This window comes from Microbacterium sp. Soil_N32, assembly GCF_057655505.1.
The window spans coordinates 993,796-1,008,461 of sequence record NZ_JBDGME010000019.1 but is presented as its reverse complement, the minus strand read 5'-3'; the positions used below and the strand labels follow the sequence as shown (position 1 = coordinate 1,008,461).

Sequence of the window (14,666 nt, the reverse complement as noted above, 5' to 3'; positions counted from 1 at the left end):
GAGATGCTCGACGCGCTCGGCATCCCCGAGGGGGCCGATCCCGCCGGGCCGCTCGAGGCGCTCATGGCCCAGGCCGTGCCCTCGTCGATCTTCACGCCCGCCGCCTCCGACTCCCCGGGGTCGGCCAGCAGCATCCCCCGCGCCGCGACCGAGACCGAGGCGCTGCGCGAGCTGCGCGCCCTCGCCGCCCGCAACACCGTCAACCGTCCGATGATCGGGCTCGGCTATCACGGCACCCTCACGCCGCAGGTGATCCAGCGCAACGTGCTGGAGAACCCCTCGTGGTACACGGCGTACACGCCGTACCAGCCCGAGATCTCGCAGGGACGCCTCGAGGCGCTCATCAACTTCCAGACCATGGTCGCCGACCTCACCGGTCTGTCGACGGCGAACGCGTCGATGCTCGACGAGTCGACCGCGGTCGCCGAGGGCATGCTGCTCGCCCGGCGCGCCTCGAAGGCGAAGACCGATGTGTTCGCGGTCGACGCCGATGCGCTGCCCCAGACCCGGGCGCTGCTCGAGAACCGGGCCGATGCCGTGGGCATCGAGCTCGTCACCGTCGACTTCGCCGCCGGCGAGCAGCTGCCGGACGAGCTGTTCGGCGTCTTCGTGCAGTACCCGGGGGCATCCGGCCGAGTCTGGGACCCGTCGGCCGTCATCGACGCCGCCCACGTCTCGGGCGGGCTGGCCGTCGTCGCCGCCGATCTCCTCGCGCTGACGCTTCTCGCCTCGCCGGGCTCGCTGGGCGCCGACGTCGCCGTGGGCACGACGCAGCGCTTCGGCGTGCCGATGGGCTTCGGCGGTCCGCACGCCGGCTACATGGCCGTGCGCTCCGGTCTCGAGCGTCAGCTGCCCGGGCGCCTCGTCGGCGTCTCGGTGGATGCCGACGGCAAGCCCGCCTACCGCCTCTCGCTGCAGACCCGCGAGCAGCACATCCGTCGGGAGAAGGCGACGTCGAACATCTGCACCGCGCAGGTGCTCCTCGCGGTCATGGCCTCGATGTACGCCGTCTACCACGGGCCGGACGGACTGACGGCGATCGCGCGGGAGGTCGCCGGCAAGGCGGCACTGCTGCGGTCGTGGCTGGTCGAGGACGGCATCGAGGTCGTGCACGACGCGTTCTTCGACACCCTGCGGGTGCGGGTACCCGGTCGTGCCGCGGAGTACGTCTCCCAGGCGCACCACGGCTTCGGCATCCTGCTGCACGCCGCCGATGCCGACACCGTGGGCATCGCGGTCGACGAGACCACGACGGTCGACGAGCTGCTGCAGGTGGCCCGGGTCTTCGGCGGTCGTGCCGAGCGCGCGTTCGCGTTCGTCGGCGGCCGCGACGGCCTGCCCGATCCGCTGCGCCGGGCGGATGAGTTCCTCACCCACCCGGTCTTCGACGCGCACCGCAGCGAGACCGCCATGATGCGGTATCTGAAGAGCCTCGCCGATCGCGACTACGCGCTCGACCGCGGCATGATCCCGCTGGGCTCGTGCACGATGAAGCTCAACGCGGCCACCGAGATGGCGGCGATCACCTGGCCGGAGTTCGCGGGCATCCACCCGTTCGCGCCGGCCTCCGACGTGGCCGGGTATCTCGAGCTGATCGATCAGCTCGAGGCGTGGCTCGCCGAGGTCACCGGGTACGACGCCGTCTCCCTCCAGCCCAACGCCGGCTCTCAGGGCGAGCTCGCGGGTCTGCTCGCGATCCGCGGGTATCACCGCGCGAACGGCGACGACCAGCGCACGGTGTGCCTCATCCCGTCGTCGGCGCACGGCACGAACGCGGCCTCGGCGGTGCTCGCGGGCATGAAGGTCGTCGTCGTCGCCTGCGACGAACTCGGCAACGTCGACCTCGACGACCTGCGCGCGAAGATCGCCGCGCACGCGTCCGAGCTCTCGGCACTGATGATCACCTACCCGTCGACGCACGGGGTCTACGAACACGATGTCGTCGAGATCACCGCGGCGGTGCACGACGCGGGCGGCCAGGTCTACGTCGACGGGGCGAACCTGAACGCGCTGCTCGGCTTCGCGCGCTTCGGCGATCTCGGCGGCGACGTCTCGCACCTGAACCTCCACAAGACTTTCGCCATCCCACATGGCGGCGGTGGCCCCGGTGTCGGTCCCGTGGCGGCGAAGTCGCACCTGGCGCCGTTCCTCCCCTCGCATCCGCTCGCGCAGCGGGCGGAGCACGCGGGCGGCTTCGTCTTCGAGGGCGGTGTGGTCTCGGGTGCTCCATACGGGTCGGCGGGGGTTCTGCCGATCTCGTGGGCCTACGTGCGCATGATGGGCGCCGACGGACTGCGCCGCGCGACCGCGGCAGCCGTCCTCTCGGCGAACTACATCGCGGAGCGTCTCCGCACCCACTACCCGGTTCTCTACACGGGCGAGAACGGGCGGGTCGCGCACGAGTGCATCCTCGACCTGCGTCCGCTCAAGGAGGCGACCGGGGTGACGGTCGACGACGTCGCCAAGCGTCTGATCGACTACGGCTTCCACGCGCCCACCATGTCGTTCCCCGTCGCGGGAACGCTCATGGTCGAGCCGACCGAGTCGGAGGATCTCGCCGAGATCGAGCGGTTCATCGAAGCGATGATCCAGATCAAGGCCGAGGCGGATGCCGTCGCCGCCGGTCGCTGGCCGGCCGCGGACAACCCGCTCGTGAACGCACCCCACACCGCGGCGTCGCTGATCGCGGGGGAGTGGGACCACTCCTACACACGCGAGGAGGCCGCGTATCCGGTGCCCGCGCTGGTCGCCGGCAAGTACTGGCCGCCGGTGCGTCGCATCGATCAGGCGTACGGCGACCGCAACCTCGTGTGCGCCTGCCCGCCCATCGAGGCGTTCGCCTGACCCGAGGCCGCACACGGATGGCACCGCTCCCGCGAGGGGCGGTGCCATCCGTCGTATGGGGGCAGGTCACCGTCTGTTTCGGGGATGTTTCCGATGGTCACCACTCAGTAACGGTTGATTAGCCGGGAGCGCGGCTTCTCACATGCCGATATAACCTGACACCATCCCTACGCGTTCGACGATGAGCGCGCAGTTTTGATGTACACGTCCTAGGAGGACACATAGTGAAGCGCAACAAGATCGCCCTGGCGGGCACCGCGCTGTTCGCGATCGGCGCCCTGGCGCTCGCGGGCTGCGCGAGCGGCGGCGGCAACTCGGACAGCGGCAACGCGGGCGGAGACGTCGACGCGGACGCGATCATCACGACCAACGGCTCCGAGCCCGAGAACCCGCTGATCCCGACCAACACCAACGAGGTCGGCGGCGGCAAGATCCTCGATGAGATCTTCGCCGGACTCGTCTATTACGACGCCGACGGCAAGCCGGTCAACGACATGGCCGAGGAGATCACGACCGAGGACCCGCAGAACATCACGGTCAAGCTCAAGGAGGGCCAGAAGTTTACCGACGGTGAAGAGGTCACGGCCGACAACTTCATCAAGGCGTGGAACGAAGGCGCCAAGCTCTCCAACGGTCACCTCTCCAGCTACTTCTTCGAGGACATCGAGGGCTTCAGCTACGAGACCGACTCCGAGCTCACCGGTCTGAAGCAGGTCGACGACTACACCTTCACGATCGCGCTGAACAAGCCGGCCTCCGACTTCGCGCTGCGTCTCGGCTACTCGGCCTTCTACCCGCTCCCCGACGTCGCGTTCGAGGACATGGAGGCGTTCGGCGAGAACCCGATCGGCAATGGCCCGTACAAGATCGACGGCGACGACGCGTGGCAGCACGACGTGCAGATCGACCTCGTCCGCAACGACGACTACGAGGGCGGCCGCAAGGCGCAGAACGGTGGCCTGACCATCAAGTTCTACGCCACGCAGGAGGCGGCGTACGCCGACCTGCTGTCGAACGAGGTCGACGTCATCGACGCGATTCCGACCAACTCGCTCCAGGTCTTCACCGACGAGCTCGGCGACCGCGCGGTGAACCAGCCGTCGGCCGTGTTCCAGTCGTTCACGATCGGCCAGTTCCTCCCGCACTTCTCGGGCGAAGAGGGCATGCTGCGCCGCCAGGCGCTGTCGATGGCGATCAACCGCGAGGAGATCACCGACACGATCTTCTCGGGCACCCGCACCCCGGCCTCCGACTTCACGTCGCCGGTCATCGACGGCTGGTCCGACTCGGTCCCCGGCAGCGAGGTCCTCGAGTACAACCCCGAGAAGGCGAAGGAGCTGTGGGCCGAGGCCGACGCCATCTCGCCGTGGGAGGGTGACTTCAAGATCGCGTACAACGCCGACGGCGGGCACGACGCCTGGGTCGACGCGGTGAGCAACAGCATCAAGAACACCCTGGGCATCGAGGCGTCGGGCGACCCGTACCCGACGTTCCAGGACCTGCGCACCAAGATCAACGACCGCACCATCACCACGGCGGCGCGTTCGGGATGGCAGGCCGACTACCCGGGTCTGTACAACTTCCTCGGACCGCTCTACGCCACGGGCGCCGGCTCCAACGACGGTGACTACTCGAACCCCGAGTTCGACGACCTCATCGAGGCCGGTATCAGCAACCCCGACGCCGACGCGCAGATCGAGGACTTCACCAAGGCGCAGGAGGTCCTGTTCAAGGACCTCCCCGCGATCCCGCTGTGGTACTCGAACGTGACCGGTGGCTTCAGCGAGAACGTCGACAACGTCACGTTCGGCTGGAACTCGGTTCCGCTGTACTACGAGATCACGAAGGCCGGCGAGTAAAGCCTGACGGCACTTCACCCGTGAGGCGGTGACGATTCTTCGTCACCGCCTCACGGGCTGTGTTCTGCACGCTCTACTTCCCGGTCCAAGAAGGGACAGCGGATGCTCGGTTACATCCTGAGACGTCTCCTGCAGGTGATCCCCGTGTTCTTCGGCGCGACCCTGCTCATCTACTTCCTCGTGTTCGCCATGCCCGGCGACCCGATCCTCGCCCTGTTCGGCGACAAGACGCCGAACCCGGCCGTCCTCGAACAGCTCCGCGAGCAGTACCACCTGAACGATCCGTTCATCGTCCAGTACGGCTACTACATCGCCGGCGTGTTCCAGGGCGACCTCGGCGACACGTTCTCCGGCCGCCCGGTCTCGGCCGTCCTCGGAGCGACGCTCCCGGTCACCGGCCGCCTGGCGCTGATGGCCATCGGCATCGAGTTCACGCTCGCGATCATCATCGGCACGATCTCGGCGCTGCGCAAGGGCAAGCTCTTCGACAACGTCTCGCTGGTCGTCGCGCTCGTCGCGATCGCCATCCCGATCTTCGTCGTGGCGTTCCTCGCCCAGTACTTCCTGGCGATCCAGCTCGGGTGGTTCAAGCCCACCGTGGGCGCCGACAACGACTGGGGCGGCCTGTGGCTGCCCGCCATCGTGCTCGGCTTCAGCCTCTACGCCGTCAGCATGCGGCTGATGCGCAGTTCGGTGATCGACACCATGAACCAGGACTGGGTGCGCACCGCGTACAGCAAGGGCCTGCCGCGTCACCGCGTCATCCCCGTGCACGTGCTGCGCAACTCGCTCATCCCGGTGATCACCAACTCGGCCACCAACTTCGGCGTGCTGCTCGTGGGTGCGACCGTGACCGAGGGCATCTTCAACGTGCCCGGCGTCGGCAACACCCTGTTCCAGGCGATCCAGCGCGGGGAGGGTCCGACGGTCGTCTCCTTCGTGACGGTCTTCGTCATCCTGTACGTCCTGGTCAACCTGCTCATCGACCTGCTCTACGGTCTGCTCGATCCGAGGATCCGCTATGTCTGACCCCACGACCCAGAAGCATTACGTCGCCCCGGTCGAGACCGAGTCGATCGCGGTCGACGCGGTCCGCATCTCCGACAAGCCCAGCAACCTGTGGCGCGACGCCTGGCGCGACCTGCGCCGACGCCCGCTGTTCTGGTTCTCCGTCGTCCTCGCCGTCGTCTTCCTGGTGATGGCGCTCTTCCCGACGCTGTTCACGGCGACGCCGCCGAACTCCGACTGCCAGCTCGCCAACAGCAACGGCGGTCCGGCCGACGGGCATCCGCTCGGCTTCACCTTCCAGGGCTGCGACATCTACGCCCGCATCGTGTGGGGCGCCCAGACCTCGCTGTCGGTGGGCCTCATCGCCACCCTGATCTCGGCCTTCCTGGGGCTGCTCATGGGTGCGCTCGCGGGCTTCTACGGCGGATGGCTCGACGGGCTGCTGTCGCGCATCGGCGACATCTTCTTCGCGATCCCCTACATCCTCGCCGCGGTCGTCGTCATGACGGTCTTCCGCGACTCGCGCTCGGTGTGGACGCTCGCGCTCGCGATCGGCGGATTCGCCTGGGCCTCGACCGCACGTGTGGTGCGCGCCGAGATCCTGCGGGTACGGCAGGCCGACTTCGTCATGGCCTCGCGCGCGCTCGGACAGTCGAAGTTCAAGACGCTGCTCAACCACGTCATCCCGAACGCCATCGCGCCGCTCCTCGTCGTCTCGACGCTGGGCCTCGCCGCCGCGATCGTCGCCGAGGCGACCCTGTCGTTCCTCGGTGTCGGTCTGGGCAGCGACGTCATGTCGTGGGGCAACGACATCAGCAAGGCCCAGGCCTCGCTGCGTGTCGCCCCGATGGCGCTCATCTATCCGTCGATCGCTCTGACCCTCGCGGTGCTGGCGTTCGTGACCCTGGGCGAGCTCATCCGAGACGCCCTCGACCCGAAGGCGAGGGCACGCCGATGAGCGACCGCATCACCGAACAGGCGCCTCTGCTCAGCATCCGCGACCTCACGGTCGCCTTCCGCACCCAGGACGGTCCGCGGGAGGTGCTGCACGGCGTCAGCTTCGACGTGTTCCCCGGCGAGACCGTCGCGATCGTCGGCGAGTCGGGGTCGGGCAAGTCGACCACGGCCACGGCCATCGTCGACCTGCTGCCCGGCACGGGCGAGGTCACGGCCGGATCCATCACCCTCGAGGGACGCGAGCTGACGACGCTCGGCCGCAGCGCCATGGAGGGTGTGCGCGGACGCGACATCGGATTCGTCCCGCAGGACCCGATGTCGAACCTCAACCCGGTGTGGAGCATCGGCTTCCAGGTGAAGGAGGCCATCCGCGCCAACGGCATCGCCCAGGGGCGACAGGCCGTGAAGGCCCGCGCGATCGAGGTGCTGCAGCAGGCGGGGCTCGCCGACGCCGAACGGCGTCTGCACCAGTTCCCGCATCAGTTCTCGGGGGGTATGCGCCAGCGCGCGCTCATCGGCATCGGCCTCGCGGCCGACCCGAAGCTGCTGATCGCCGACGAGCCGACCTCGGCTCTCGACGTCACGGTGCAGCGCGTCATCCTCGATCACATGGCGTCGCTCACGCGCGACAAGGGCACCTCGGTGCTCCTCATCACGCACGACCTCGGCCTCGCGGCCGAGCGCGCCGACAAGATCATCGTGATGAACGGCGGCAACATCGTCGAGGCCGGACCCAGTCGGCAGATCCTCGAGAACCCGCAGCATCCGTACACCAAGCGACTCGTCGCGGCGGCACCGAGCGTCGCCTCGCAGCGTATCCAGGCCGTGGTCGAGGACCGCGGCATCGAGACGCTCGAGGATCTCGCCGCGATTCCGCCGACGGTGCGCGTGGCCGGTCTGACCAAGGACTACAAGATCCGCCAGGGCGGATTCCGGAGCGAGGCGTTCCGCGCCGTCGACGACGTGTCGTTCGAGATCCCCAAGGGCAAGACCCTGGCGCTCGTCGGCGAGTCCGGCTCCGGCAAGTCGACCGTGGCGAAGATGGTCCTCAAGCTCGAGGAGCCGACCGCCGGCACCATCGAGATCGACGGGCAGGACGTGTCGAAGCTCTCGAACGCGCAGGCGTTCGGACTGCGCCGACGCATGCAGCCCGTCTTCCAGGACCCGTACGGGTCGCTCGACCCGCTGCGCAACATCGGCAACACGATCGCCGAGCCGCTGCAGATCCACGGCGTCGGCGACCGCGCCTCGCACCGTGCGCGCGTCGAGGAGCTGCTCGACCAGGTGGCGCTGCCGCGCGTGCTCGCGACCCGCTACCCGAACGAGCTGTCCGGCGGTCAGCGTCAGCGCGTCGCGATCGCGCGTGCGCTGGCGCTCAAGCCCGACATCCTCGTGCTCGACGAGGCCGTCTCGGCGCTCGACGTGCTGGTCCAGGATCAGGTGCTCCAGCTCCTCGCCGAGCTGCAGTCCGAGCTCGGACTGACCTACCTCTTCATCACGCACGACCTCGCGGTCGTGCGGGTGTCGAGCGACCTGGTCTGCGTCATGGAGAAGGGCCGCATCGTCGAGCAGGGCACGGTCGACGAGATCTTCGCCCGCCCCCAGCAGGAGTACACCGAGCGCCTGCTGCAGGCCATCCCCGGTGCTTCGATCACGCTCGGCGGCCACGGATCGTGACCTCCTCGCAGGGCTCCGAGGGCGCGCGCACCTACCGCGCGTCCTCGGGCCCCGTCGTGCTCGTCCTCCTGTCGGCCCTCGCGCTGTTCCTGCTCGGCGACACCGTCGTGCGGGGGAGCTGGGTGCAGATGCTCCTCGTCGCGCCGTGGGTGCTTCTCGGGCTGTGGGTCGCCTACGAGCTGAGCTTCGTGTCGATGGTCCGCATCGACGACGACGGGGCGCTGGTGCAGAACATGCTGCGGCGCACGTCGTTCGGATGGAACCGGGTACGCGACATCGACTTCCGTTGGCAGCTCGAATTCGAGCTGGACGATGACTCGAAGGTCGGCGCGTACGGCGGACCGGCCCGGTCGCGCCCGACCCGGGCTCGCGCCGGCGACGATGGGGCCTCGAGGGTCCCCGCCGGTGTGGGGGAGCTGACCGAGATCCGTGACCGCTGGCAGGCGGCGACGGGGGCGGATGCTCCCATCCGCCGCGAATGGGACGTCCGCGCCCTCGTGGTGCTCGCCGCGCTCGTGCTCTGGGCCGTCGGCGCCGTCCTGGTGGCGGGCGCGGCCTGAACCGCGCCGTCGGCCGAGACGGGCCGACGCCCCGTCAGCCCGGGAGGCCGAAGAGGTCGGGGAAGGTCGCGGCCGCCCACGGGTAGCCGACGAAGACCGTCGCGTCGATGAGGAAGTGGGCGACCAGGAACGGCAGCAGGCGTCCGCTGCGCTGGAACAGCCAGCCGAACAGCAGGCCCATCGTCAGGTTTCCGATGAACGCACCGGGGCCCTGGTACAGGTGGTACGTCGCGCGCAGCACCGCGGTCGAGACGATGATCGTCCACGGCGACCAGCCGAGCTGCTTCAACCTGGCGAAGAGGTACCCCAGCACGACGAACTCCTCCTGCAGTGAGGCTCGCGCGGCGGCGAGCAGCAGGATCGGGATGCTCCACCAGTGCGTGTCGAGGCCCGCGGGGTTCACCGCGACGAAGAGGCCGGCCGCGCGGCCCGCGATGTAGAGGGCGAGACCGGGGACGCCGATGGCGAGCACGAGCAGCGCTCCACGACCGACATCGGCCGCCACTCGCGTGCCGTCGAGTCCGAGCGCTCCGAGGTGCGGTCGACGATGCTGCCACAGCAGGAAGCACACGAGCAGCACCGGCACGATCGAGAATCCGATCGAGAGCACCTGGTAGATGAGATCGAACAGCTCGCGGTCGCTGCGCGAGGGGTTCAGTGTCGCGGTCTGGTCGGCCAGGGGAGTGGTGTCGGTGAGCCGGTATGCGAGCTGCACGATCGCGTAGATCGCCGACTGTCCGAGGCCGAGGGCGAGGACGATCGCGATCTCCCAGCCGATGCGGGTGCGCGAGGGGCCGGGGGGCGAGGGGAGGCTCATGACACACCGATGCTACTCGGCCGCGGTCACGGCAGCGGCGCGTGCACCTCGGCCGCCCACGTGCGCATGAGCTGGCGCTCCTCGGCCGTGCAGATGTAGCCGTATCCCGTGTCGCGGCCCTCGAAGGTCAGCGTCCACAGATCGAGATAGGTCAACGCGTAGCAATCGGCGAACACCTCGCTGTCGCCCTGGAAGTACCCCTGGTCGAGCAGCAGGCGGGATGCCGACGGCTGACTGCCCTTCGCGTCGCTGTCGGCTCGCACGTAGAGGTGGGAGAGCTCGTGCAGCACGACCTGACGCATTCCCGTGTCGCCGCCGAGCTGACTCTCGGGGGCGAGATGCACGGCGAGGGGGTCTTCGGACACGCATCCGATCGTCGTGCGGCCCTCGTCGGCCCGACGGGAGGTCGCGCACGCGGTCGCCGCGTCCCAGAAGATGTCGATGAACCCCTGGCCGGCGTCGTCGACGAGGGACTCGGTGACCGACCCCGAGGCGTTGACGCGTCGCGTCTGGGCATCCGCGATCCGCTGCTCGAGTCCTTGCCGGGCGGTCAGCGCCTGAGCCGCGTAGTTCGCGAGCGACGCATCGGTGATGCCCGGGCTCGCGACGGCGTCCTCCCAACGGCGGAACGCGACGACGTCGGCGACCAGTGGAGCGACCGGGTTCTCCTCGATCTGCGCGTAGAGCTGCCAGAATGCGGTGCGTTCCTGCTCGAACGCCGCCGCGGACTCCTCGCGCGTGCTCGTCCCTCCCGCGATGGGCTGGCTCGGAGCGGACGGTGACGAGGCCAGACCCGCGACGACGAGCACGGCGACCAGCGCCAGGCCGAGCAGGGCGATCCCGCCGCAGCCGATCAGGGCGCAGAGGCCGCCGCGACCGCGTCGTGCCGGTGCCGCGGCCGTGGCCGCCCGCGCTGCGGGGTTGACCTGGAGGATCCAGTCGCGCAGCTGCGGATAGCAGGCGGGATGGCGCAGGATGAGCGGGTGGAGGTCACCGCGTCGGGCGGTGATCTCGGCGAGCCGGGCCGGTGGCGTCAGCGGATGCTGCGCGGCGGCGAGGTCGATGTCGTACGGCTGATCCCCCATGCGCCGACGGTATCGCACCGCCCGAACCGTCCCGCCGAGGGCGCTCAGGGATGCCTCGACTCGGCCTTCAGGAACCATTCGTGCGAGTGCGTTACTCTGGAGAGTCGGTTTCCCGGCGCATCCCCTTCCTCTTCTTAGGACTTCTGCATGGCGCACGCCCTCCGCTCTGACCTCCGCAACGTCGCAATCGTCGCCCACGTCGACCACGGCAAGACCACTCTCGTCGACGCGATGCTCCGCCAGACGGGCTCTTTCGGCGAGCACTCGCACGTCGAGGAACGCGCGATGGACTCGAACGACCTCGAGCGTGAGAAGGGCATCACGATCCTCGCCAAGAACACGGCGATCACCTACAAGGGCAAGCACGCCGACGGCAAGGAGATCACGATCAACGTGATCGACACCCCCGGCCACGCCGACTTCGGCGGCGAGGTCGAGCGCGGTCTGTCGATGGTCGACGGCGTCGTGCTCCTCGTCGACGCGAGCGAGGGCCCGCTGCCGCAGACCCGCTTCGTGCTGCGCAAGGCGCTCGAGGCCAAGCTGCCCGTCATCCTGCTGGTCAACAAGACCGACCGTCCCGACGCGCGCATCGCCGAGGTCGAGGAGGAGGCCCACGACCTGCTGCTGGGTCTCGCGTCCGACCTCGTCGACGACGTGCCCGACCTCGACGTCGACGCCCTGCTCGACGTCCCGGTCGTCTACGCGTCCGGCCGCGCCGGCGCGGCATCGAGCACTCGCCCCGCCGACGGCTCGCTGCCCGACAACGACGACCTCGAGCCCCTCTTCGAGGCCATCCTCGAGCACGTGCCCGCGCCCTCGTACGACGACGAGGCACCGCTGCAGGCCTGGGTCACGAACCTCGACTCGAGCCCGTTCCTCGGCCGCCTGGCGCTGCTGCGCGTCTTCAACGGCACGCTGAAGAAGGGGCAGACGGTCGCCTGGGTGCGCGCCGACGGCACCACGAGCAACGCCCGCATCACCGAGCTGCTCAAGACCCGCGCCCTCGAGCGCTACCCGGCCGAGTCCGCCGGCCCCGGCGACATCGTCGCGATCGCGGGCTTCGAGGACATCACGATCGGCGAGACCATCGCCGACCCGGAGGACGTGCGCCCGCTCCCCGCGATCACGGTCGACGACCCCGCCATCTCGATGACGATCGGCACCAACACCTCGCCCCTCATGGGCAAGGTGAAGGGCCACAAGCTCACGGCGCGCATGGTCAAGGACCGGCTCGACAAGGAGCTCATCGGCAACGTCTCGCTCAAGGTCGTCGACATCGGGCGCCCGGATGCCTGGGAGGTGCAGGGCCGTGGTGAGCTCGCCCTCGCCATCCTCGTCGAGAACATGCGCCGTGAGGGCTTCGAGCTCACCGTCGGCAAGCCGCAGGTGGTCACGAAGAAGATCGACGGCAAGACCTACGAGCCGTTCGAGCACCTCACGATCGACACGCCGGAGGAGCACCTCGGCGCCATCACTCAGCTGCTGGCGAACCGCAAGGGCCGCATGGAGAACATGACGAACCACGGCACCGGCTGGGTGCGCATGGAGTTCGTCGTGCCGTCGCGCGGCCTCATCGGCTTCCGCAGCGAGTTCCTCACCACCACGCGCGGTACGGGCATCGCCAACGCCATCGCTCACGGCTACGAGCCGTGGGCCGGTCAGATCGTGACGCGTCAGAACGGTTCGATCGTCGCCGACCGTCAGGGTGTCGTGACGCCGTTCGCGATGATCGCCCTGCAGGAGCGCATGTCGTTCTTCGTGCAGCCGACGGCCGAGGTCTACGAGGGCATGGTCATCGGCGAGAACTCGCGCGCCGACGACATGGACGTCAACATCACGAAGGAGAAGAAGCTCACCAACATGCGTGCGGCGAGCTCCGACAGCTTCGAGTCGATGACGCCGCCGCGTGTGCTCACTCTGGAGGAGAGCCTCGAGTTCGCCCGCGATGACGAATGCGTCGAGGTCACGCCCGAGACGGTCCGCATCCGCAAGGTCATCCTCGACCAGACGATCCGCGCACGCGAGACCTCGCGGCTGAAGCGTCAGGACGCCAACGCCTGAGCATCCGTCTCCGAAAAGGGGCTCCGCCGCGCGATCAGCGCGACGGAGCCCCTTTCTCATGGGATACCCAGGTGGGGCATATGCTCCGGTCAGGTGTCGCGGAGGGCTCGTCCAGACTGATGGCCCAGACTCGTTGACTTGCGCCCGTCGAGTCGGCTCCCGATGAGTCGCCCTGCACGCAGGTCCGGGCGCATCGACGACCCGAAAGTCGATCCTTGCTGAACACCCCTGATTCCCGTGCGTCCCGGCGCGCCCACGAGGCCGCCTCCGCCCACTCCGCCGTCCGCGCCAAGCGCCCCCTCCTCATCGTGGGGACGATCGCGGGCCTCCTGCTCGGCGCATCCGTCACGGTCGGCGCCGTCACCGCTCCCGCCCTCGCCTCCGGTCCCTCGGACGTCGGCGACACGCAGGGCAAGGCGAGCACCGCGGCCCTGCTGAAGATCCCCGACGAGATCACCCAGGCCACGACGGCTGCGCAGGAGGCGGCCGCCGGGGCCGACGCCCTGTCCGCCGAGGTCGCCGCCTCCGGCCTCGACCTCGGCGCATCGGCGCCGGCGGTCGACACCGCCGAGCTCCACGACGACATCGAGGAACTGGCCGACCGCGCCTCGACGCCTCCGCTGGAGCTGTCGCTGCTCACCGTGACGGCGCAGCAGCGTACGACGGAGGTCGTGGCCGAGACGGCCGAGCTGCAGACCGCCTTCACGGCCGCGCAGCAGGCCAAGGCCGCCGCGGATGCCGCTGCGGCCCAGGCCGCGGAAGAGCAGCGCCAGGCCGAGGCCGCGGCCGCGCTCGCCGCCGCGAACACCCCCGAGGGTGCGAAGGCGACGGCGCGCGAGATGGCGGCCAGCCGATACGGCTGGGGCGAGGACCAGTTCTCGTGCCTCGTGTCGCTCTGGAACAAGGAGTCCGGTTGGAACTACAAGGCCTACAACCCGAGCGGTGCCACCGGGATCCCGCAGGCCCTGCCTGGAAGCAAGATGGCCGCGGCGGGCAGCGACTGGCAGACCAACGCCTCCACCCAGGTCGCGTGGGGCCTGGGGTACATCGACTCCGTGTACGGCACGCCGTGCAGCGCGTGGGGGCACTCGCAGGCCACGAATTGGTACTGAGTCCTCCACCGAGAAGCCGCTCGCAGGTCTCGTGCGGGCGGCTTCTGCGTGTCGTCAGCGCAGCTCCGAGATGAGCAGCGCGCTCGTGCCGGGCTCCTGCGCCTCGAACACGTGCGGGGCATCGCCCGCGTAGGTCAGATAGTCGCCGGGGGAGAGCCGGACCGGTTCGGATGCCGGCCCGACCGAGGCCCGGCCCGTCATGAGGACGACGTGCTCCACCGTGCCGGGGTGATGCGGGTCGGAGCGCCGGGCCTCGCCGGGTTCGGCGTGGATGAGGTAGAGGTCGCGCCGCGCACCCGGGGGGCTCGCTGCGAGCAGCGTCGCGGTGTACGCCGCCGCGGCTGAGGGCACTCCCGCGAGATCGCGGGCGCGGATGAGAGTGGGCGACGCCGATGCGGGCGGGTCGACGAACACCGCGAACGGCACATCGAGCGCGACTCCCAGCGCCCAGAGCGTTTCGACGCTGGGGTTGCCTGCGCCGTTCTCGAGCTGCGACACCGTCGCCTTCGAGACGCCGGAGCGCCGCGCGAGCTCGGAAAGCGACAGGCCCGCGCCCTCGCGCTCCCGGCGCAGAGTGCGGGCGATACGCGTGCGGAGATCGTCCATGCGTTCATCCTGCCAAACGAGCGTTCGCTTGACTAGACGTCTCGGGACCGTTCAGAATGATGGGCATGCGTTCACTCGAC

At 69.2% G+C, this 14,666-nt stretch carries 11 protein-coding genes; 8 read left to right on the top strand and 3 right to left on the bottom strand.

Going from position 1 to position 14,666, the window contains the following annotated elements; genetic code table 11:
• The first annotated feature begins 3 nt into the window (after positions 1-3).
• From gcvP to AC3A3J_RS12995, 6 genes are all read left to right on the top strand, one after another.
• Positions 4-2,844, top strand: coding sequence for an aminomethyl-transferring glycine dehydrogenase (gene gcvP / locus AC3A3J_RS13020; RefSeq protein WP_487673112.1), 2,841 nt, complete (start codon positions 4-6; stop codon positions 2,842-2,844).
• A 224-nt stretch (positions 2,845-3,068) separates the two neighbouring features.
• A complete protein-coding gene (locus tag AC3A3J_RS13015) occupies positions 3,069-4,703 on the top strand; it encodes a peptide ABC transporter substrate-binding protein (protein WP_487672674.1) in 1,635 nt (544 codons plus the stop codon).
• Positions 4,704-4,805: 102 nt separating this feature from the next.
• Positions 4,806-5,732, top strand: a complete 927-nt coding sequence (locus tag AC3A3J_RS13010; protein ID WP_487672673.1) for an ABC transporter permease — start codon at positions 4,806-4,808, stop codon at positions 5,730-5,732.
• Complete coding sequence (locus AC3A3J_RS13005) at positions 5,725-6,669, top strand: ABC transporter permease (protein WP_487672672.1); 945 nt, start codon at positions 5,725-5,727, stop codon at positions 6,667-6,669. Before AC3A3J_RS13010 ends, AC3A3J_RS13005 begins: the two co-directional genes overlap by 8 nt.
• A complete protein-coding gene (locus AC3A3J_RS13000; protein ID WP_487672671.1) occupies positions 6,666-8,345 on the top strand; it encodes a dipeptide ABC transporter ATP-binding protein in 1,680 nt (559 codons plus the stop codon). Before AC3A3J_RS13005 ends, AC3A3J_RS13000 begins: the two co-directional genes overlap by 4 nt.
• Positions 8,342-8,905 (top strand): PH domain-containing protein, encoded by a 564-nt coding sequence (locus AC3A3J_RS12995; protein WP_487672670.1) that lies wholly within the window; start codon positions 8,342-8,344, stop codon positions 8,903-8,905. Before AC3A3J_RS13000 ends, AC3A3J_RS12995 begins: the two co-directional genes overlap by 4 nt.
• Before the next feature lie 34 nt (positions 8,906-8,939).
• Here the strand turns inward: AC3A3J_RS12995 and AC3A3J_RS12990 are convergent, their stop codons facing one another.
• A complete protein-coding gene (locus AC3A3J_RS12990; protein WP_487672669.1) occupies positions 8,940-9,722 on the bottom strand; it encodes a CPBP family intramembrane glutamic endopeptidase in 783 nt (260 codons plus the stop codon).
• A 26-nt stretch (positions 9,723-9,748) separates the two neighbouring features.
• Entirely contained in the window at positions 9,749-10,807 is a 1,059-nt protein-coding gene (locus AC3A3J_RS12985; RefSeq protein WP_487672668.1) for a variant leucine-rich repeat-containing protein, read from the bottom strand.
• Positions 10,808-10,954: 147 nt separating this feature from the next.
• On the opposite strand from AC3A3J_RS12985, the gene typA reads away from it, so the two are divergent.
• Together typA and AC3A3J_RS12975 are read left to right on the top strand one after the other, a co-directional pair.
• On the top strand, positions 10,955-12,868 hold the full coding sequence (typA, locus tag AC3A3J_RS12980; protein ID WP_487672667.1) for a translational GTPase TypA: 1,914 nt from the start codon (positions 10,955-10,957) through the stop codon (positions 12,866-12,868).
• Positions 12,869-13,083: 215 nt separating this feature from the next.
• Positions 13,084-13,980: an aggregation-promoting factor C-terminal-like domain-containing protein gene (locus tag AC3A3J_RS12975; protein ID WP_487672666.1), complete on the top strand. Its 897-nt coding sequence runs from the start codon at positions 13,084-13,086 to the stop codon at positions 13,978-13,980.
• A 54-nt stretch (positions 13,981-14,034) separates the two neighbouring features.
• Here AC3A3J_RS12975 and AC3A3J_RS12970 read toward each other — a convergent pair whose 3' ends face one another.
• Positions 14,035-14,586, bottom strand: a complete 552-nt coding sequence (locus AC3A3J_RS12970; protein ID WP_487672665.1) for a helix-turn-helix domain-containing protein — start codon at positions 14,584-14,586, stop codon at positions 14,035-14,037.
• Between the last annotated feature and the right edge of the window lie 80 nt (positions 14,587-14,666).

Coding starts and splice junctions, on each gene's coding strand:
- gcvP (WP_487673112.1), top strand. CDS start 4: ATGCTCGACGCGCTCGGCATCCCCGAGGGGGCCGATCCCGCCGGGCCG.
- AC3A3J_RS13010 (WP_487672673.1), top strand. CDS start 4,806: ATGCTCGGTTACATCCTGAGACGTCTCCTGCAGGTGATCCCCGTGTTC.
- AC3A3J_RS13005 (WP_487672672.1), top strand. CDS start 5,725: ATGTCTGACCCCACGACCCAGAAGCATTACGTCGCCCCGGTCGAGACC.
- AC3A3J_RS13000 (WP_487672671.1), top strand. CDS start 6,666: ATGAGCGACCGCATCACCGAACAGGCGCCTCTGCTCAGCATCCGCGAC.
- AC3A3J_RS12990 (WP_487672669.1), bottom strand. CDS start 9,722: ATGAGCCTCCCCTCGCCCCCCGGCCCCTCGCGCACCCGCATCGGCTGG.
- AC3A3J_RS12985 (WP_487672668.1), bottom strand. CDS start 10,807: ATGGGGGATCAGCCGTACGACATCGACCTCGCCGCCGCGCAGCATCCG.
- typA (WP_487672667.1), top strand. CDS start 10,955: ATGGCGCACGCCCTCCGCTCTGACCTCCGCAACGTCGCAATCGTCGCC.
- AC3A3J_RS12970 (WP_487672665.1), bottom strand. CDS start 14,586: ATGGACGATCTCCGCACGCGTATCGCCCGCACTCTGCGCCGGGAGCGC.